Annotated in this window: 15 protein-coding genes; 12 read left to right on the top strand and 3 right to left on the bottom strand. The window is 68.7% G+C overall.

All coding sequences use genetic code 11. The features are described from left to right. Positions 1 to 25: 25 nt before the first annotated feature. From KOR34_RS16745 to KOR34_RS16720, 6 genes are all read left to right on the top strand, one after another. Positions 26 to 3649: a hypothetical protein gene (locus tag KOR34_RS16745; protein WP_146566295.1), complete on the top strand. Its 3624-nt coding sequence runs from the start codon at positions 26 to 28 to the stop codon at positions 3647 to 3649. After that, positions 3636 to 4457 (top strand): hypothetical protein, encoded by an 822-nt coding sequence (locus KOR34_RS16740; RefSeq protein ID WP_146566293.1) that lies wholly within the window; start codon positions 3636 to 3638, stop codon positions 4455 to 4457. Before KOR34_RS16745 ends, KOR34_RS16740 begins: the two co-directional genes overlap by 14 nt. 157 nt (positions 4458 to 4614) lie before the next feature. Further along, on the top strand, positions 4615 to 5286 hold the full coding sequence (locus KOR34_RS16735; RefSeq protein ID WP_197531507.1) for a metallophosphoesterase family protein: 672 nt from the start codon (positions 4615 to 4617) through the stop codon (positions 5284 to 5286). 86 nt (positions 5287 to 5372) lie between these two features. Further along, complete coding sequence (locus tag KOR34_RS16730; RefSeq protein WP_146566289.1) at positions 5373 to 5729, top strand: VOC family protein; 357 nt, start codon at positions 5373 to 5375, stop codon at positions 5727 to 5729. Between the two features lie 136 nt (positions 5730 to 5865). Continuing rightward, complete coding sequence (locus tag KOR34_RS16725; RefSeq protein ID WP_146566287.1) at positions 5866 to 7218, top strand: dihydrolipoyl dehydrogenase family protein; 1353 nt, start codon at positions 5866 to 5868, stop codon at positions 7216 to 7218. A 73-nt stretch (positions 7219 to 7291) separates the two neighbouring features. Beyond that, a complete protein-coding gene (locus KOR34_RS16720) occupies positions 7292 to 8932 on the top strand; it encodes a hypothetical protein (protein ID WP_146566285.1) in 1641 nt (546 codons plus the stop codon). On the opposite strand, the gene KOR34_RS16715 is transcribed toward KOR34_RS16720, so the two are convergent. Beyond that, complete coding sequence (locus KOR34_RS16715; RefSeq protein ID WP_146566283.1) at positions 8929 to 9852, bottom strand: DUF3239 domain-containing protein; 924 nt, start codon at positions 9850 to 9852, stop codon at positions 8929 to 8931. The genes KOR34_RS16720 and KOR34_RS16715 overlap by 4 nt on opposite strands. A 433-nt stretch (positions 9853 to 10285) precedes the next feature. On the opposite strand from KOR34_RS16715, the gene KOR34_RS16710 reads away from it, so the two are divergent. The 3 genes from KOR34_RS16710 to KOR34_RS16700 all read left to right on the top strand — a co-directional run bounded on the left by KOR34_RS16710 (position 10286) and on the right by KOR34_RS16700 (position 13118). Next, positions 10286 to 10654, top strand: a complete 369-nt coding sequence (locus KOR34_RS16710) for a hypothetical protein (protein WP_146566281.1) — start codon at positions 10286 to 10288, stop codon at positions 10652 to 10654. Between the two features lie 94 nt (positions 10655 to 10748). Next, positions 10749 to 11801: a prenyltransferase/squalene oxidase repeat-containing protein gene (locus KOR34_RS16705; RefSeq protein ID WP_228714672.1), complete on the top strand. Its 1053-nt coding sequence runs from the start codon at positions 10749 to 10751 to the stop codon at positions 11799 to 11801. A 186-nt stretch (positions 11802 to 11987) separates the two neighbouring features. Beyond that, positions 11988 to 13118 (top strand): NPCBM/NEW2 domain-containing protein, encoded by a 1131-nt coding sequence (locus tag KOR34_RS16700; protein ID WP_197531506.1) that lies wholly within the window; start codon positions 11988 to 11990, stop codon positions 13116 to 13118. Positions 13119 to 13136: 18 nt separating this feature from the next. Here KOR34_RS16700 and KOR34_RS16695 read toward each other — a convergent pair whose 3' ends face one another. Then, the gene (locus KOR34_RS16695) at positions 13137 to 13832 is read right to left on the bottom strand and encodes an MBL fold metallo-hydrolase (RefSeq protein WP_146566276.1); all 696 of its coding nucleotides are present in this window, start codon (positions 13830 to 13832) and stop codon (positions 13137 to 13139) included. 32 nt (positions 13833 to 13864) lie between these two features. On the opposite strand from KOR34_RS16695, the gene KOR34_RS16690 reads away from it, so the two are divergent. Continuing rightward, positions 13865 to 15460: a hypothetical protein gene (locus KOR34_RS16690; RefSeq protein ID WP_197531505.1), complete on the top strand. Its 1596-nt coding sequence runs from the start codon at positions 13865 to 13867 to the stop codon at positions 15458 to 15460. 34 nt (positions 15461 to 15494) lie between these two features. Here KOR34_RS16690 and KOR34_RS16685 read toward each other — a convergent pair whose 3' ends face one another. Beyond that, positions 15495 to 16703, bottom strand: coding sequence for a 2,3-bisphosphoglycerate-independent phosphoglycerate mutase (locus KOR34_RS16685; RefSeq protein WP_146566272.1), 1209 nt, complete (start codon positions 16701 to 16703; stop codon positions 15495 to 15497). A 178-nt stretch (positions 16704 to 16881) separates the two neighbouring features. Here KOR34_RS16685 and KOR34_RS16680 point away from each other — a divergent pair, with 178 nt between their 5' ends. Then, on the top strand, positions 16882 to 18270 hold the full coding sequence (locus tag KOR34_RS16680) for a glucose-6-phosphate isomerase (RefSeq protein WP_146566271.1): 1389 nt from the start codon (positions 16882 to 16884) through the stop codon (positions 18268 to 18270). 99 nt (positions 18271 to 18369) lie between these two features. After that, positions 18370 to 19827 carry a Gfo/Idh/MocA family protein gene (locus tag KOR34_RS16675; protein ID WP_146566269.1) on the top strand — a complete coding sequence of 486 codons (1458 nt, stop codon included), beginning with the start codon at positions 18370 to 18372 and terminating at the stop codon, positions 19825 to 19827. Positions 19828 to 19865: the final 38 nt, after the last annotated feature.

Below are 19865 nucleotides of genomic sequence, written 5' to 3'. Positions count from 1 at the left end.
GTTACCAACCACTGGCCACCAACAAATGCCCCACCCACTGCTGCAACGCGTTGCCCGCATTGCCGACCGTGCCCGCAGGGTCGCGGTCTGCGCGGCGGTGGGGCGCGTGCTGGCGGTGGCGCTCGGCGTGGCGTTGGTGCTGATGCTGGCGGACTACGCGATGCGGCTCTCGGACCCCGGCATGCGCTGGTTGTTCGCCGGGCTGCTGCTGGCGGCGGTCGCGGCGGCGGCGGTGCGGTGGCTCTCCGGCGCCGCGTGGCGGGGGGTGACGCCGCTGACCGTGGCGCAGCAGATCCAGGCCGACCGCCCCACGCTCGGCAGCCGCCTGGCCAGCGCCATCGAGTTCCTCCAGCAACGCACCGACGACCCGTCCGCCGGCTCGGCCGACCTCCGCAGGGCCGTCGTTTTCGAGACCACCGCCGACGTCGAACAGCTCCCCCTTGAGGAAGTGATCGACCACCGCCCACTGCGCCGCGCGGGCCAGTGGGTCGCGGCATGTGTGGCGGTCGCGGTGGTGTTTGGCGTCGCCGACCCGGCCGGCCTGCAGACCGCCGCCGCCCGACTCGTGGCGCCCTGGAGCGACCAGCACTGGCCACGCCGGAACCACCTGGCGGTCGACGAGGCGCCGGGCCGCATCGCCCGCGGCCAGTCGTTCGAGGCCCGCATCCTCGACGAGCACGACGCCCGCCTCCCCGCGGACCTGAAGGTGCAGTACCGCACCCGCGTCGGCGGCGCGACCCGCGTGGAGGAGCAGGCGTTGCCGTCGACCGGCAGCGAGGTAAACCTACTACGCGAGAACGTCCAGCAGGCCTTCGCGTACCGCGTGGTCGGCGGCGATGACAACTCGATGGCCTGGCGGCAGGTCGAAGTGGTCGACCCGCCGCAGGTTAGCGACTGGCGCCTCACGTCGACGCCGCCCGCCTACTCGGGGCTCCCCGCACAGAGCCTCCGCGAGGAGGGGCGCGTGCTAGAAGGGTCGTCGCTCGGCCTCAATGGGCGCACGCCAGAGGAGTTGTCCGCGGGCGAACTGATTGTGGTCGGTGAGGGCGAGCAACAGCCGCTGCCGCTCACGCTGCAGCCCATAAGCGGCGAGACATCGCTCAGCCTGGCGGCGCCCTGGCTTCCGCAGACCGATGGCGCCGGCCCACGCACCGTCAGCTACCGGCTGCGTGTCGCGAGCGCCGGAGGGCTGGAGGGGCAGACGAAGCCGCGATCGCTCCGCATCGAGCCCGACGCGCCGCCCGCCATCGACTGGCTCACGCCGGCGCCGGAGAGCTACGTCACCGCCCGCGCGGTCGTGCCGGTCAGCGTGCTGGCGGAGGACAACCTGGCGATCGCCAAGGCGGAGCTGCTCTGGCGGCGCGAAGCAACCGAACCGCTCACGTCCACTGATGACGAGCCGGGCGCCGTGCAGCCTGCCGACGAGACACCCGCCGAAGCCACGGCGGAGCGGATCATCATCTACACCGGACCCGAGTCGCCGCCCGAGCGGGCGTCGCTGCCGTGGGATTCGCCGGCCGACTCGCGCGAGTTGTCGCACGAGCTGGCGCTCGAGCCGCTGGGGCTCTCGCCCGGCGACCAGATCCTGCTGCTGGTCGAGGCCGCCGACTACCGGCCGGGCGTAGGCGTCACGCCGCTGCCGCGTCGGATTATCATCATCACCGACGAGGAGTTCGACTCCCGCCTGGCGGACATGCAGTCCGAGCTGGTGCAGGACCTCAGCCGGCTGTTGGCCGAGCAACGCGAGGCCCGCGCAGCGGCCGGCGAGCTGACCATCGACCGGCAGTCGAGCCCACAGACGACCCCGCAGACGCTCGACCGGTTGTCGGCAATCGGGTTCGAGCAGCTCCGCATCAACGAGGGCGTGTCGGACGAGCGCCGCGGCGCCGCGGCCCGGGCCGAAGAACTGCTCGACGAGCTGGCCCGCAACCAGCAGGATCGTCCCGAGTTGCGGGAACAGCTCGAGGCGCTCCGCGATGGGCTCCGGCAGCTTTCTGACGGGCCCCTTGCTAACGCCGGTCGCGACCTCGCCGACGCCCGCCGCTCCGCCCAGCAGGCGGCCGAGCAGGCCGACGGCCAGCCCAACGCCGCAGCGGAGAAGGAAGTCGACCGTTCGCTGGCCGACGCCGCCGGCCAGCAGGACCGCGCCATCGAGTCGCTGGAGGGCATGGTCGAGCGGATGTCCGGCTGGTCGGACTACCAGCGGTTCGCCCAGGAACTTGCAGACCTTGAGCGCGAGCAACGCGAGCTCCGCGAGGAGACCCTCAAGGAGGCCGCCCGCGCGGCCGCTAGCCTTCCATCGCCCGAACGGACGGCCGCCCGCGAGAAGCTCCGCGCGGCGCAGTCAGAGATTGCCAAGCGGTTCGGCAAGCTGCAGGACGCCATGCGGAAGGCGGCCGACCAGTCGCAGGGCGATCAGTCGGAGGGCGGCGCGCAGAAGTCTGACGCCGCGCAGGCCCTGCAGGACGCCTTGGCGGAATCACGCGACAACGCCACCCGCGGCAAGCTGGACGAGGCCCAGCGGCAGCTCGGCGACGGCCAGCTCGGCCGATCGGCCGCCGAGCAAGAGGCCGGCGCCGACGACATGCGCAGCATGCTTGAAACCCTACGCGACCGCGCGTCGTCCGACCCCAAGGAGCTGGCCGAGCAGCTCCGCGAGGCGCAGGAGAAGCTGGCCGAGTTGCAGAAGGAGCTCGACGAGCTCAAGCAGCAGGCCGACCAACCCGGGCAGCAGCGTCAGCAGCAGAAGCTGGCCGATCAGACCGAGCGGATGAGCCGCAAGCTCGACCGGCTCGGCGCCCAGCAGGCCGGCCAGAGCACCCAGCAGGGCGCGCAGAAGATGGAGCAGTCGGCCGAGCAGTCGCGGCAGGGCGAGTCCGGCAGCGAGAGCTTGGCCGACGCGCAGGAGCAGCTGAAGAAGGCGCAGGAGCAGCTCGAGCAGGAGATCGAGCGGCAGAAACAGATCCACGCGCTGCGGGTGCTCGACCGCCTGGCGGGCCGGCTGCCGGAGCTCATCGAGCGGCAGACCAAGCTGCTGGAGGGCACGGTCGGCGCCGAGCAGGAATCCCAGGCGGGCGCCGCCGGCGAGGACTTCGAGGCCGGCGTGCGGCAGCTCGCCGAAGGCCAGCAGGGCCTCCGCGAGGACGTCGAAGTCGCCCGCCGCAATGTCGAGGAGCGGGAAGTTTTCGAGCTTGCGCTCCGCGGCGCCGTGGCCGATATGGATCAAGCGCTCGAGCTGCTGGCCAAGCCCGAGGTGTCCCGCCCGACGCAGCAGCGGCAGTACTCCGCCCTGCAGCGGCTGAAACACGTGTCCGACGCCCTTAAACTGAACCCGCCCCCCGAGGAGGAGCAGGAGGAACAGCAGCAGGGCGGAGGGCAGGGGGGCCAGCCGGGTCAGCCGCCGCCCCCCTCGCCGGTGGATGTGGCCGAGCTGAAGATGCTACGATTGATGCAGCTGGACGTGAACGCCCAGACCCGCGAACTGGAGGGCGAGGCCGCCGACAACCGCCTGACGCCCGCCGAGGCCCGCCGCCAGGCGGACGAGCTCTCCGACCGGCAGCAGCGGCTGGGCGATCTTGTCCAGGAGCTGATTGAGCGTATTAATGAACGGCAGACCAATCCAGGAGAACTGCCCGATGACGCCGCGTAGCCCCCTCGCCGCTGTTCCCGCCGCCATGGTTTACGGCGCCGCTTTCGGCCTGGCCGCCGTGCTGCCCGCGTGCGTTTCAATCGCCGGGCCCGCCATCGGCTCCAGCAGCCCCTCGCTGACGCAGGGGCTCGACGACCTGCTCGGCCCACCGGCGTCAGCAGGCGGCGTCGAACAGAAGCCCGCCCTCGGCCAGCCCACACCGGGCCTCATGCCGGACCAGAAGCTGCTGGACAAGATGATCCAGCAGGGCTTGGAGGACGGGCCGCCGGGGCCGATCGTTGGCGAGGACATCGGTCAGGCCAAGCAGGACCCGTTGGAGCGTGTGCAGCAGAACATGGGGCACGCGTCGCAGATGATCGACCGCATCGACGCCCGCTCCAAGCAGGTGCAGCAGCAGATCGTCAGCGACCTCGACGAGCTGATCGCCAAGATGGAGAAGCAGTGCCAGGGCGGTCAGTGCAACAACCCCCAGCAGAGCGAGTCGCAGCAGAGCCAACGCAGCCAGCCGAAGCAGGCCCAATCGAAGCCCAAGCCCGGGCAGCCGAAGCCGGGCCAGCCAAAGCCCGGCCAGTCGCAGGCGGCCAGCGCGGCCGGCGATTCGACGCTGCGGCTCAGCTCCAGCGCCGCCGCCGAGGCCCAGGGTCGCTCCAGCCAGGAGCTGATGAAGGAAGTCTGGGGCCACCTGCCCGAGCGCCTCCGCGAGCAGATGCTGCAGAGCTCGTCCGACGAGTTCCTGCCGCAGTACCGCGAGGAGATCGAGCGGTACTTCCAGCGGCTGGCCGAAGAAGAAGCCGCGGGTGGGCGGTAGGTGTCAGAGCGGTGAGTGAACTGATAGGCCGAGCAATCCTCGTCGGACTGGCGGGGCGCGCCCTCGTGCGACCCGTGCTCTGTTTGGAGCAGTCTGGTATGCACTTCTTGCTCCCGACTACCATTGCCGTTTGTTCTGGCGACGAGGGCAGCGTCTAGTGTCCGGACGATTGCTTGCCATTGGCGACGTGCACGGGTGCCAACGAGCCCTCGAGTCGCTGCTTGATCAGATCGGGCTGACGGCGGAGGACACGCTCGTCTTCTTGGGGGATCTGGTCGATCGCGGGCCGTCATCCAATGGCGTTGTGGATTGTGTTTGCGAGCTGCGCGAAGAACACAACGTCGTCGTGATCATGGGGAATCACGAGGAGATGATGCGAGACGCGATCTCCGGGCGGGGGTTGTACAACGCCTGGCTCGACGTGGGCGGTCGCGAGACGATCCGGTCCTACGGAGGCGACGCAGACGCCATCCCGCCGTCACACTCGCGGTTGCTCTTCTCTTCTGCCCATTACTTCGAAGCGGATCGCGATGTCTTCGTGCACGCCAGCTTGGAGCCAGGCGTATCGCTTCCGAATCAGAGCTCGGACTACCTCCGCTGGAAGCATCTATCGGGCTCTGAGCAACCGCATCTATCGGGCAAACGAGTGGTTTGTGGTCACACCGCGCAGCGAGATGGCGTCCCGCTCGTTCTCGATGGATGGGTGTGCATCGACACCTATGCACACGGCGGCCAGTGGCTTTCGTGCTTGGATGCCGATGCTAACCACGTCTACCAGGCGTCGGAGAAGGGCGAGGTGCGTGACTTCTCTTTGCTGAAGTACTCGTAGAATCAAGTCCTCCCCAAGTGGTACCGGTTACGCCGCTCATCGAAACGCCAGCGCTCACCTGAAGAGTCAGCACACGAGGGTTACCCATGCTCCTCCGCCTGATCCCTAAGATCTTCTTTAACCACATGGCCGAGGGCCTCGACCTGTTCGTCGACGGGCTGGGGTTTGAGGTGCTGCACCAGGATGATTCATTGGCGGTCGTCGCCCGCGACGGCGCCAAGGCGTACGTGGTCGAGAGCCCCGAGTACGCGGCGAAGGACCGTCCGGAGGTCGCCATCGAGACCGACACGATCGACGAGGTACACGCCGACATCGCCGCCCGCCGGCCCGACCTGCTTCACCCGAACGTGCCCGAGCCAACCGACCGGCCGTGGGGCGCCCGGGAGTTCGCGGTGCTCGACCAGACCGGCGTGTGCGTTGTGTTCCGCCAGTGGCCCGAGTAGCAGCAGCCGACTGGCGGTAATAGCACGCCGCACGCGCAGTTTGGCGCATCTGCGGGCGGCCTCACTCATGGCCGGCATAGGAGTTGCTGCCATCCGCCTCAGTGGTTGACTCGATCACTTACCCACGAGGCGCCCCATGCCCGACTACTTCGACCTCATTGTGCTGGGCAGCGGCCCGGCCGCCGCCCGCGTGGTTGCCAAGTGCGCGAAGGCCGGCTGGAGCGTGGCGGTCATCGACCCGCGACCGGTCGGCGGCACGTGCGCGCTGCGGGGCTGCAACCCGAAGAAGGTGCTGGTGCGGGCGGCGGAGCTGGTCGACCGGGCCCGGCAGATGGACGGCGCGGGGACCCACCTGGGCGGTGCGCGGGTCGATTGGTCGGACTTGATCCGGTTCAAGCGCAAGTTTACCGATCCGGTCACCGAGGGCCGGCGGGGTTCGTTCCTGGAGATGGGGGTGCAGATCTTCGAGGGCGCACCCCGCTTCACCGGGCCGACCACGCTGCAGGTCGATGGCCGCCGCCTGACCGCCGGGAAGGTGCTGATCGCCACCGGCGCCAAACCCGCGCCGCTACGCATAGAGGGCGCCGACCTGCTGACTGACAGCGAGTCCTTCATGGAGCTCGACGAGCTGCCCGAGGAGATTGGGTTTATCGGCGGCGGGTACATCTCGTTCGAATTCGCCCACGTCGCGGCCCGGGCCGGGGCGCGTGTGCGGATCCTCGAGCACAGCCGCCCGCTCGAGCGGTTCGATCACGAACTGGTGGAGAGATTGATCGACCGCTCTGAGGAGATCGGCGTTCATGTCCAAACGGGCGTCGACGTAATGGGGGTCGAACAGGCGCCCGGCGGCGGTCTGCGGGTGCACACCTCGGCCGAGGGCGAGCTCTCGTCGGTTGCGGCCGGGCTGGTGGTGCACGGGGCGGGGCGGGTTCCTAATGTGGATGGGCTGTTCCTCGAGGCGGGCGGCATTCAGTACGGCGACCGCGGCATCGAGGTCAACGACCACTTCCAGAGCGTGTCGAACCCCGACGTGTACGCCGCCGGCGATGTCATCGACAGCGGTCTGCCCGCCTTAACGCCGGCCGCCAACTACGCGGCGCGGATTGTCGCCCAGAACCTGCTGGAAGAGGGGAGCGCGCAGAACGAGCGCCCGGTGGTCCCCGCCGCGGTGTTCACCTCGCCCGGTTTGGCCGCGGTCGGACTGACCGAAGCGGAGGCGAGCGAGCGCGGCGTCGACTGCCGCGTCAGCTCGGGTAACTGGTCCGGCTTCAGCTCGATGAGGAAGCTCGGCGCGACCCACGCCCTGTACAAGGTGCTGATTGACCTGCAGACCGACAAGATCCTCGGCGCCCACCTGCTCGGCCCGGACGCGGCGGAGGTGATCAACCTGTTCGCGCTGGCGATGCACACCGGCGCCACTGCGGGCGACCTCGAGTCGACGCTGTTCGTGTTCCCCACGCTGGCGTCGGACATCCACTCGATGCTGTAAACGGATTGGCGGCGGCGCGGCGTCCGCGTTACGATCGTAAACGCGCGACGCCACCATCCTAGGAGCCAGCCCGATGCGCTACGCCACTCTGCTCATGTGCGCTTTGCTTGTCAGCCCCCCGTCGGCCCGCGGCCAGCCGGACCACGGCGAGCCGCCCGTGCGGGCGCCGTTCGAGCGGATCGATACGCTCGCCACCAACGACTGGTGGAACCGCCCGGCGTCGAAGATCCTCGACGTCCGGGCGCCTCGTGACCAGGTTGTGGCGTTCGGCATCTACACGGTCGCGGACGGCGTGCTGAAGCTCTCGGCGCAGCTCTACCCGCTCTACCCGGACGAGAGCCGCACCGTGCGGCTCGAACTCTTCCGCGACGGGCGGTGGCACGAGGTCGCCCGGCAGGACGTGAACGACATCGGCTGGTCGACCACGTTCCGCGTCGAGGGCTGGGACGCGACCCGCGACGTCCCCTACCGGCTGCGGCACGGCGACGCGGCCCAGTTCGAGGGGCGGGTCCGCCGCGACCCGAGCGAGAAGGAGCAGATCGTGCTGGCGGCGCTCTCGTGCAACTCCAACAAAGACCGCGGCGGCCGGGCGCGGATGGTCGACAACCTGATCCACCACGACCCGGACGTGCTGTTCTTCGCCGGCGACCAGTCGTACGATCACCGCGAGCACACGGCCGCCTGGTTGGCCTGTGGGCTGCAGTTCCGTGACGTCTTCCGCGACCGGCCGTGCGTCACCATCCCCGACGACCACGACGTCGGACAGCCCAACCTGTGGGGCGAGGGCGGCAAGCGGGCCAGGCTGCCCGGCGCGGCCGACGGCGGCTACCTGCTGCACCCCGAGTACGTGAAGATGGTGGAGCGGCAGCAGACCGCCCACCTGCCCGACCCCATCGACCCGACGCCGGTGGGGCAGGGGATCGGGGTGTACTACACGCGGCTGATTGTGGGCGGCGTCGACTTCGCGATTATCGAGGACCGCAAGTTCAAGTCCGGCCCGGCCGGCAAGATCCCGCAGCAGGGCCCGCGCCCCGACCACGTCCGCAACCCGGAGTACGACCCCGCGTCGATCGACCTGCCGGGCCTCGAGCTGCTGGGCGGGCGTCAGCTTGGGTTCCTCGACCGGTGGGCCGAACAGCGTGACGGCGTCGCGTTGAAGGCGGTGCTCTCGCAGACCGGCTTCTGCGGCGCGGCCCACATCCACGGCGCGGAGGACAACCGTCTGCACGCCGACCTCGACTCCAACGGCTGGCCCCAGGCGGGCCGCAACCAGGCTCTGCGGCTGATCCGCAAGGCGGGCGCGGTGCACATCGGCGGCGACCAGCACCTGGCGACCGTCGTGCAGCACGGCGTCGACGAGTTCCGCGACGGCCCCTGGGCGTTCGTCGTGCCGGCGATCGTCAACAACTACTACAGCCGCTGGTGGAAGCCGGAGGACGAGCGGCCCGGCGGCGCCCACAACCCCAACAGCCCGCTGCCGTGGACCGGCGACTACCTGGACGGCTTCGGCAACAAGATCACGATGCACGCCTACGCCAACCCGGACACCCCGTCGTTCGGCGGCGGCTACGGGCTGGTCCGCTTCAACAAGCCGGCGCAGACCGTCACGTTCGAGTGCTGGCCCCGCGGCGCCGACGTCACCGCGCCCGACGCGCGGCAGTTTGTGGGCTGGCCGATCACGGTCGACCTCAAGCAGGCCGACCCGGCGCCCTAGAAGTCGGCCGGCTTGTTGATCTTCCGGCCGGGCGCTTTGCCGGGCGTCGACCACAGGGCGTACAGGCCGGGTTGGAAGGGCTGCTCGATCTGCGACAGCGCGTGCTCGAGGAAGTCGTACTGCTCATCGGGGAAGCTCGCCAGCACCCGCTGAACCACTTGTGGGTTCGACGTGCCGTACTCGACCGGGACCGGCGCGAAGTCGCTCCAGTGGCCGGCCTGCTTGTCGTGCGGCTGCGCGTACAGGGCGACCGTCGGCACGCGCGACCCGACCCGCAACGGCTCGCCGGCCGATGTCTTGAGGTTGATGCGCAGGATCCGCACGGCCGGAAACTCGCCGGCGCCCTGCGTCAAGTCGGTCGCCACGGCAAGGAGCGTCGGGTTCAACGCAACGACCACGCCCGGGTTGGCGTCGCCGGACTTGAACCGCCGCGCGTGCGTCCAGGTGAAGAAGGCGAGCGTGGCCAGGCACGCGGGCGCGAACAGCCAGATCGGGGTCTCGCCCCCGTCCTTGGTGGGGATGCCGCCGCTGTGGCCCGCCATGGTCAGCCCCACCCACAGCAGCACGGCGACCACCGCCGCCGCGACCGCGGCCACGAACGGCAGCGGGTGGTGACGCTGCCACTGGATCGGGTTGAAGCGGACCTCGCCCGGGTTGCTGGCTACCGTGTCCTGGAAGAAGGTTCGCTCTGGAGGCTGGGGCAGGGTGGGCGCCGGCTCGCCCCCCGGGCCGCGTGGAGGGCGGGACGGCTGCGGACGCTCAGGCGGTGGGTCGGCCGGCGCCCGGAGCTCGAACGATTGGCGGCAGCCCTCCGCGGCGCACTTCACCCTCCGGCCGACGAACTCCGCCGGCGCGGAAGCCGATGCGCCGCAGTGGGGGCAGGTCACACGGATGCGGCGTGGGTCTCGGTCCTGGGGCATGGCGCGTTGGTGAGTGGGGGAATGGTGAAGGGCCGGCCGTCGCCCCGGGTCGCAGCGAGCTGGTATCGTAGCATTCATGGAAGGAGGCGGCACGCGGCGTTGGGGGCGGTAGGTCGCGGCATTTTTGTGCAGAAACCGGCCACCTTGTCGGGTAGAACTATGGGTTGGCGGTGCGCTTGTTAGCGGCGCAGTCGCACAGGTTGAGCGCCCGATCGGGTTGGGCACTTTTGTCCCTATTCTGTCCCAGCAGGGGACAAAAGTCTGGCAGGTTCGGTGGGTGGGGCACGCGTAGAGGCTGCTATACAAGCGTGAAACGAATTCGAGGCTCGAGATGGAGCCCGACTTTTGTCCCTAAGGATCGATAGCGCCAAAAGGGACAAAACTCTTGGCGCCACACGGCGGTTCGCCGGGATCGCCAACGCAGGGGTCAGCCATGACGCAGCGGATCGACCGGACCACGCAGCGGGTGGGTGATAGGTACCACGTTTGGCACACGCCGCGGCTGTGGGAGCAGACCAAAGACTACCCGGTGGTCGAAGTCGAGATCGCGAGCCTCAAGCACCTGGACGTGGTCTGCTGGTTCCGCGACAGCCACCCAGCCACGCTGCGGAACGTGGCGGCGCATTTTGTGCGGATGCAGGAAGCCGACGAGCGTATCCCGATCTTGCTCGATCCCAACGGCCAGATCTTCGACGGCGCGCACCGGGTCGCGGAGGCAATGGCCGCGGGGAAAACGACCATCCGCGCGGTTCAGTTGCGGCGGGTCCCCCCGCCCGACGAGGTGGTCGACTCCATCGATTAGCGCGGCGCCAGCAGGTAGCCGCCCGGCTCGCCGGGGCGGTAGAATGCAGCAGCGGCCCGCTCACTCACCTACCGAACCCGACCGCTCCAGCACATTGGCTTCCCACCCCCCTCCGTTCTTCGTACGCGCGTTCCTGGCTGCGGCGCTAACGCTGCCCGCCGCGGCAGCGCACGGTCAGAACCCCGCGGAGACCGCCGCTGCGCTTATCGCCCCTGCCGATCAGGCGATCCAACGCGGCCTGGACTACCTGGCCAGCCAGCAGAACGACGACGGCTCGTACGGCGGCGGCTACGGCCAGAACGTGGCGGTGGTCGGCCTGTCGGGTATCGCGTTTCTGGCCAACGGCAGCACGCCCGAACGCGGGCCCTACGCCCGCAACCTGGAGCGGTGCCTGAACTACCTGCTGTCCAATACGCAGCCCAGCGGCTTCATCACGGTCGGCGGCGCCACGAGTCAGGGCCCGATGTACGGCCACGGGTTTGCGACGCTGTTCCTGGCCGAGGCGTACGGCATGTCGCCCCGCGACGACCTGCGCGACAAGCTGGTTGCGGCGGTCAACCTGATTGTCACCACCCAGAACGACGAGGGCGGCTGGCGGTACCAGCCACGGCCCGACGACGCCGACCTGTCGGTCACGATCTGCCAGATCATGGCGCTACGGGCGGCGCGCAACGCCGGCATCTACGTGCCCGCCGACACGGTCGAGAAGTGCACCAACTACGTCCGCAAGTGCCAGAATCCCGACGGCGGGTTCCGCTACATGCTCAACCAGCGTGGCAGCGTGTTCCCCCGCTCGGCGGCCGGCGTGGTGGCGCTGTACAGCGCCGGAGTGTACGAGGGGCCGGAGATCGAACGCGGGCTGGCCTACCTCGAGCGGCACCGTGCGGGCCGCGATGCGGGCATGCGTGGCGTCGGCCGCCGGTCCGGTCACTTCTACTACGGCCAGTACTACGGCGTGCAGGCGATGTGGCAGGCGGGCGGCGAGCGGTGGGCGCAGTGGTACCCCGCCATCCGCGACGACCTGCTCGCCCACCAGCAGCCCGACGGCCGCTGGGACGACAGCAACATCGGGTCGGTCTACAGCACCTCGATGTCCTGCATCATCCTGCAGATTCCCAACGATCTCCTGCCGATCTTCCAACGCTGAATGGGATTGATGCTTTTGCTGTCCGCGAGCCAACCAGATCCGCAGCCAGCCCCTGTTGTCCAGCAACGGGCGACAGACCTCCGCCCCGGCTTCATCCTCCGGCAGAGCCGGGGGCTACGAGTTGGATTGTGGGGCGTGGCGTTAACACTGCTTTTTGCGGCAGCCCCATTACACGCCGCCGAGCGGTTGGGCGAACTGGTTACCGTAGAGGGCCTGCGGACCGAGGCCCACCTGGTCCGCGTGGCGGATGGCAAGCTGGAGTTCCTCGCGGACAACAAGAAGATCGACATCCCGCAGGACGACCTCGTCCGGTGGGGCGAGCCAGCCACGCCGGCGGCCCAACCCACAGCGTTGTTGGCGGACGGGTCGGTCGTGGTGTGCGGGCCCGCCTGGGCCGACGGCGGCGCTCTCAGCTACCACGACGGCGAGTGGCAGATCAAGAACCCGCGGTTCCGCACGCTCTCGGTTCCGCGCGAGCGCGTGCGGGCGGCCTGGCTGGCGGCCGCCGGCGAGCAGCCGCTGCTGCGGAGCGTCCGCCGCGAGTCGGCAAGCTACAGCGAGGAGGGGGACCGCGTCTGGCTCACCTCGGGCGACACGCTCAGCGGGGAGCTCAAGGCCATCGGCAAGCAGGCGGTGCAGTTCGACGTGGCCGGCGAGGCGATCGACATGCCGATCGAGCGCGTCGCGGCGATTGCCGTTGGCGGCCAGCGCGAGCAGCCCGCTACGCCGTGGGTCGTCGGCCTGCCAGACGGCACGCTGCTGAGGGCCGAGAGCGTCGAGCGGACCGGGACCAAGGGCGTTGTCACGTTGGCCGGCGGCGTGCAGGTGGAGGGCCGGACCGGCGTTCAGCTCTGCTACCTGCAACACGATAGCGACCGCCTCCGCTACCTCAGCGACCTCGAGCCGCTCGACTACCAGCACACGCCCTACCTGAGCGTGGGCTGGCCGCTGGGCCGTGACGCCGGCGGCCAGGGGGAGGCCCTGCAGGCCGCGGGCCGGCGGTTCCTGCGAGGGATCACGATGCACAGCGCGTCGCGCGTGGTGTACCGGGTCGAGGGCGACTGGCGCCGGCTGGCTGCCAGCCTGGCGGTGGAGGACACGGGCGCCGAGGGCAGTGTGACGTTCCACGTGCTGGTCGCGCGACAGGGTAGTTTCGAATCCGCGTACGACAGCCCGATCGTCCGCAGTGGCGATCCCCCCATGCCGATCTCGGTCGACATCGAGGGCGCCCGGGCGGTCGCGCTGCTGGTCGATTTCGCCGACTACGGCGACCGCGGCGACCACGCCGTGTGGCTCGACGCGCGGCTGGAGAGGTAACGGACGACACGCCGCGGGCTACGCGCCGCTCGCCGCGACCTGCGGGACGCGGATCCGCGGGGCGATCTGCGACGAGTCAATGGGCCCGCCGTGCCCAAGGTACCACCGGCCCGCCGCGCGGCCGCACAGCTTGGCCACGCTCTCGTACAACTGGGGCAGGTCCTCGGCGAAGTACGGCACGCGGGGGCGGTTTGGCTCCACCAGCCCGCCGAGGAAGCCGCCGATCAGCAGGTCGCCGGCCAGCGCGTCGTCGAACGGCAGCACCACCGACACCGACCCGCTGGAGTGCCCCGGCGTTTCGACCACCGTGGCGTCCAGGCCCCATTCGTTCAGTTGTTGACCGTCGTGCAGCGCGATGTCGGGGCGGCAGCCCGGGAATGGGCGGTTGAGAAACGGTTCCCACAACGCGTGACGGGGCCGCACCGGCGTGAGCTTGCCCATGTGGCCCCGCTCGAGCATCCGGTCCTCGGCCGGGTGCAGCGCGATTGGGGCGCCGGTCAGCTCGCGCACCGCCTTGGCCGACCCGGCGTGGTCGCGGTGCGCGTGCGTGAGCAGGATCAAAGCAATGTCCGACAACTCAACCCCGGCGGCGGCCACCGCCCGAGCGATCTTCCGCTCCTCGCCCGGGCTGCCGGCGTCCACCAGCACGGGCCGCTCGCCGCGGACGAGGAACGCGTTGGAGAGCGACAGGCGGATGGGGGTGATGAGTTGCATGGACTCAACGAAACGCAGCGGTTTTGACTACGATGGAATACTCCGAATCTGCCCGGGCGAAACTTCCGATCACGCGCGGTTGGCGGAGTACAACCGGCATTCTAGCACTGGAACCAATGATGACACACTCTCAAACAGCCCTCATCGCGGTGCTGATCGGGGCCGCCGCGGCCATGCCGCCGACCATGGAGGCGGAACCATTGGCAGCCGAAGGCGTGGAAGCTCGCGGTTCGCGTTTGACGGTTGACCCGGCCGCATTGATGGCGGCGCCGCTTTCTCAGAAGGTGAGCCTTGAATTCAACGGGCAGTCGCTCAGAGAGGTGGCGGATTGGATCGTGGCGAATCTAGACCTGAAGGTTCGACTCGACCAGTCCGCCCTGCGATACGACAGTGTGCCGCTGGACGACCATATCCACGAGTCACTGCAAGAGGAGCCGCTGTACTTCTTGCTCGACCGGCTAGGGGCGATGGGCATAGCGTGGGTCTACCGAGACGGCATGCTCACCTTTACTAGCGAAGACGGCATTTCGTCCCACATGATCACACGTGCCTACGACCTCGGAGACCTTCTCGACCGGGGCTACGGCCGGGAGCAACTCCTGCACCTGCTCGAGAAGGTGGTGCGGCCCGAAGAATGGTACGGCTCTTCAGGAGAGGGACGCGCCCAATGGCTTGGCGACGTCTTGGTCGTTACGCACGCAGCCCGGCCACAATTGGAGTTGCAAGGGCTCTTCTCAGTGCTCCGATCCCCGGATGGGCGGACATTTGTTTGCGATCCCCCTGCGCATGATTCGATTCGCCGTCGGTTGCGTCAGCCGGTCCGTATTCGAATGGGAGAAACGCCGTTGAGCGAAGCGATCAAGGGACTTGCCGACGCCGCAGCAATAGACATTAGGTGTGACGGGTACTCCGATATAGATCTTGCTAAGCCTGCTTCTCTCGACTGCTCCGGAGGTCGCCTGTTCGACGCACTACAGGAGTTGGTGCGCGATCGAGACCTGACGTGGGGCATTGTGGCGGGGCAGGTGTGGATCAGCAGCCGTTGGCCAGCCGAGAGCATGCTCAAGACCGCTGTCTACGATGTTCTAGACCTGTGCGGCGACCTTGATTCGACGGTGACACTTGCTGACCTGATCGAGAGCCAGGCCGCGCCGGAATCATGGGACGGCGTTGGAAACGGAGGGGTGCTGGCTGTCGCCAAGCCGGGCGTATTGGTCATCAGGCAGTCCGATCCGGTTCACGACGAAGTCGCTGCTCTTCTCGACGAAGTTCGACGCGTCCATCATGCGGCAGGGCAACGTGATCACTACGGACCAGACCCTGCTGAGGTCGTGACCCACTACTATGTGATGTCCCACGACATGGCCAAGAGCATGGCTGAAAACCTGCCGAAGCTTGTTCAACCGTGGACTGCGCCAAATCAAGCGGAAGCGGACGGCGTAGGATCGATCCGCCTGGTCGTATCCGAGGACCGTGAGCAGCGCGCCAAGGATGGAACCATGCGATGGGTCCCGCAGGCAACGTTGGTAATACGGCACACCCGCGAAACTCACGAACAAATACGAGTAGCGATCCACCAGGTGCGTTTCGGAGACTCCCGGATGATTGGCGCTGCTGCCAGCGAGTGACGGACGCACGTAAGAAACGGCGCCGCGACCGCCACTATGCCCCGAACTTCGCCAGCCGCCCGGCGTTGGCCAGCGCGAGCGTCATCAGGTGGCGGGCCTCAAACTGGCCGAGACCGCCGGTCAGGCACTGCGACTCGCCGAACGACTCGCACGGGTCGGTGCGGCAGTTCTTGGCCCACAGCAGCGTCGGCACCGGGTGCCAGCTGTGGCTGGCGAGCATGCTGGGGGTGGAGTGGTCGCCGGTGGCGATCACCACGTCCGGGCCCAGCTCCATGATCTTGGGCACGGCGGCGTCGTACTCCTCGGTCCGCTTCACCTTGGCGTCAAAGGCGCCGTCCTCGCCGGTCGAGTCGGTGTACTTGAAGTGGATGAAGAAGAAGTCGTACTTGTCCCAGTTGGCCTTGAGCACCTCCATCTGCTCGTCGAGGGTCTGGGCGTCGCCGATGACGTCCATCCCCACCAGCTGGGCCAGGCCCTTGTACATCGGGTACACGGCGATGGCGGCCGCGCGGAGGCCGTAGACTTCCTCGTAGGTGGGGATGCTCGGCTTGCCGGTGATCCCGCGGAGCGTGCAGCAGTTGGCCTTGGGTTCGTCGGCCAGGATCTTCTTGGCCTGGGCGATGAACTCGTCGCAGATCTCGGCGGTCTTGCGGCTGGCGTCGTCCTTCGCCTGGGCGGACAGCGGCGGCACGCCGGTGGCCTGCGGGTCGGTGTCGGCCACGTTGCCGACGAGGCCCGCGCCCCGGAACACCACCACGAAGCGGTGCTCCTTGACCGGCTTCACAAACACCTCGACGCCGGGGATCGAGATCCCCGCGGCCAGCTTGTCGACGACCTTGAACGACTCTTCGCTGGGGATGCGGCCCGCCCGGCGGTCGGCGATCTTTCCGTCGGCGTCCAGCGTGCAGAAGTTCGCCCGGATCGCGACGTCGCCCTCCTTGAGCTCGAAGCCGATGCCGGTCGCCTCGAGCGCGCCGCGGCCGATCAGGTACGTCACCGGGTCGAACCCGAACAGCCCCAGGTGGCCCGGGCCGCTGCCGGGCGAGATGCCGGGCGCCACCGGGATGCTGCCGCCGCACACGCCCTCCTTGACCAGCTTGTCCAGGTTGGGGGTGGCGGCGGTTTCCAGCTCGGTCTTGCCGCCGGGCTGCTGGGGGAGCCCGCCCAGGCCGTCACCCACGTACATCACGATCTTGGAGTCGTTTTTCTGCAGGAGCGGCTTGATCAGGGCGTGGGTGTCCATGGTTCGTTGGGCGGGGCGTTGAAAGGAGGGGGATCATTTACGAACCGTAGATTCTAACCGTGCCCGGCCGGGTCGTCAGGGGCCGCGCACCCTCTTGTAACGGGGGCCAAGCTGGGCGACCATGACGCGCTCAGGCGGCCCACAACCACACCTCTCCCTGCCCGCTACCCGTACTGCCATGACCAGCATCCGCTACAATCCCGCCGGCGCGTTCCTCAGCTCTGGCGGCACGTCCGCCGCCGACCTCGAGGCGCTCGCCCCGAAACTCCAGGCCGCCCGCGACGAGGTGCTCGCCGACGCTCAGCTGTGGGCCGACGGCGCGGAGGTCCCAGCCGCCAAGCAGCCGCTTGACGCCGGATTCCACCTGCTGCCGGACCGGCTGCTGGCCGAGCTGAAGAACAAGGGCGCCGAGAGCGAGCTGGCGCGGCTCAAGGCCACGGCCGACCGCCTGGCGGACAGCTGCGCGAGTGTTGTCGTGCTGGGGATCGGCGGCTCGTACATGGGCGCCCGGGCGCTGATGGAGGCCTGCTGCCACCCCTACTACAACGAGGTGCCGCCCGCCATGCGCGGCGGCCGGCCCAAGGTCTACTACGAGGGCAACAACGTCGACAACGACGCCGCGCAGGGCCTGCTCGACGTGCTGGGCAGCGACACCGGCCAGTGGGGCGTGGTGGTGATCAGCAAGAGCGGCGGCACGCTCGAGACCGCCGCCGCCACGCGGATCATGATCCGCGAACTGGGCGATTCGCTCGGCGGCGACCAGCAGCTGGCCGACTACTTTGTCCCGGTCACGGGGACCAGCGGAAAGCTGTTCGATCTCAGCAAGGCCCTCGGCTGCCAGGAGGTCTACGAGGTGCCCGACGGCGTCGGCGGGCGGTTCTCGGTGCTCTCGGCGGTCGGGCTGCTGCCCGCGGCGGTGATGGGGCTGGATATTGAGAAGCTGCTGCAGGGCGCGGCCGACATGAACGAGCACTTCGCGTCGGCCAAGCCGGGCGAGAACGTCGTGCTCGACTACGTCGGCGTCTGCCACCTGCTGGAGGAGAACCAGGGCTGCGACATCCGCATCCTCAGCACCTGGGGCAAGCGTCTCGAGGCGCTCGGCCTGTGGTACGACCAGCTGCTCGCCGAGAGCCTGGGCAAGGAAGAGAAGGGCGCGCTGCCGCTCACCATCGTCAACACCCGCGACCTGCACAGCCGGGGGCAGCAGCACCAGGAGGGCAAACGCGACAAGCTGATCACGAACATCATCGTCGAAGGCTTCGACCGCGACCCGCTGTCGATCGGCGAGAGCGCCAACAACCAGGACCAGCTCAACGAGCTGGCCGACAAGACGCTGCCGAACATCCTGTCGGCCGCGATCGCGGGCACCAACCAGGCCTACCTGGAGGACAACCGCCCGACCGCCGATCTGATCTGCCCCGAGCTCGACGAGTACGTGATGGGTAAGCTGCTGCAGATGTTCATGCTGGCCACGGTGGTTGAGGGCCGGCTGATCGGCATCAACCCGTACGGGCAGCCCGGCGTAGAGGCCTATAAACGCAACATGAACGCGATTCTGCGCAAGTAGCGGCAAGCTGGATCGGCGCCCCCGGGTGTGGTAATCTGAACGCTTCCCCGCGTTCAGACGCTCCTCACCTGCCTCCCCTCGTCCCCGAGGATTACCGCCATGCCGTTGCCGCCCGCCAGCCGTCGTGAGTTCCTTGCCGCCGCCGCCGCGGTTGGCGTCGCCGCCACCGCGCCGAGTTCCGCCAGCGCCGCGCGTGACAAGTCCGACTTGCGGATCGCGGTGATCGGCGCCCGGGGCCGTGGTAAGTCGCACATCGACGGCTTCCGCGACCAGCTGGTGGCGGTGTGCGACGTCGACCAGGATGTGCTGGACGGCACGGTCGCCCGCTTCAAGGAGAAGCGTGGCCGTACGCTCGACAAGCACGTCGACTACCGTGAGCTGCTCGACCGTGACGACATCGACGCCGTGTCGATCGCCACGCCGAACCACACGCACTCGCTGATCGGCATCGCCGCGGTTCAGGCGGGCAAGGACGTGTACGTCGAGAAGCCGGTCTCGAACAACGTGTGGGAGGGCCGCCAGCTGGTGGCCGCCGCCCGCAAGAACCGCCGCATCGTGCAGGCCGGCACGCAGTCGCGCTCCAGCAAGTGCCTGCAGGAGGCGGTCGCCTTTGTGCAGGGCGGCGGGCTCGGCAAGATCCAGTACGCGCTGGGCACCTGCTACAAGCCGCGCCCCGCGATTGGCAAGCTCGACGCGCCGCTCTCGATCCCGAGCACCATCGACTACGACCTGTGGTGCGGCCCGGCCGACAAGGTGGACCTCTACCGGCCGAAGCTGCACTACGACTGGCACTGGGACTACAACACCGGCGCCGGCGACATGGGCAACCAGGGCATCCACCAGATGGACATCGCCCGCTGGTTCCTCGGTGAGAACGGCATGGCGCCTCGCACGTTCAGCGTGGGCGCCCGGCTGGGCTACGAGGACGGCGGCGACACCGCCAACACGCAGATGGTGGTGCACGAGTACGAGTCGGCGCCCCTCATCTTCGAGACCCGCGGCCTGCCCCGCTCCAAGGAGGGGCAGAAGCAGTGGGGCCGCTCGATGGACGAGTTCCGCGGCTCGCGGATCGGCGTGATCGTGCAGTGCGAGGGCGGGCACGTGGTCGCCCCCGCGTCGTACCGCGACGTCTACGCCTACGACCGCAGCGGAAAGCTGGTCAAGCACTTCAAGGGCTCCGGCGACCACTTCGGCAACTTCCTGTCGGCCGTCTCTGCAGGCGACGCCAGCCGCCTGAACGCCGACATCGCTGAGGGGCACGTCTCTAGCGCGCTGTGCCACGCCGGCAACGTGTCTCACCGGATCGGCGAGCGGGCCTCGGCCGGCGAGATCGCTAGCAGCCTGGCCCACAACGAGCTGCTCAGCTACTCGTTCGACCGCATGGCCACGCACCTCCGCGCGAACGACGTCGACATCGACCGCGACGCCCTGGTGCTCGGCGAGTGGATCGAGGTCGACCCCGCCAGCGAGACCCTCGTCAACAGCGAAGCCGGTCAGCAGTACTGGAAGCGTGAGGGCCGCGACGGTTTCAAGGTGCCGAGCGTCGAAGCCGTCTAACGCCTGGCCAACCAGCTGACGCACCACACCAGCACGCC

The sequence above is a fragment of the Posidoniimonas corsicana genome, from assembly GCF_007859765.1.
Lineage (GTDB): Bacteria > Planctomycetota > Planctomycetia > Pirellulales > Lacipirellulaceae > Posidoniimonas > Posidoniimonas corsicana.
The sequence above is the reverse complement of the archived record's forward strand: the minus strand, read 5'-3'. Positions and strand labels throughout refer to the sequence as shown.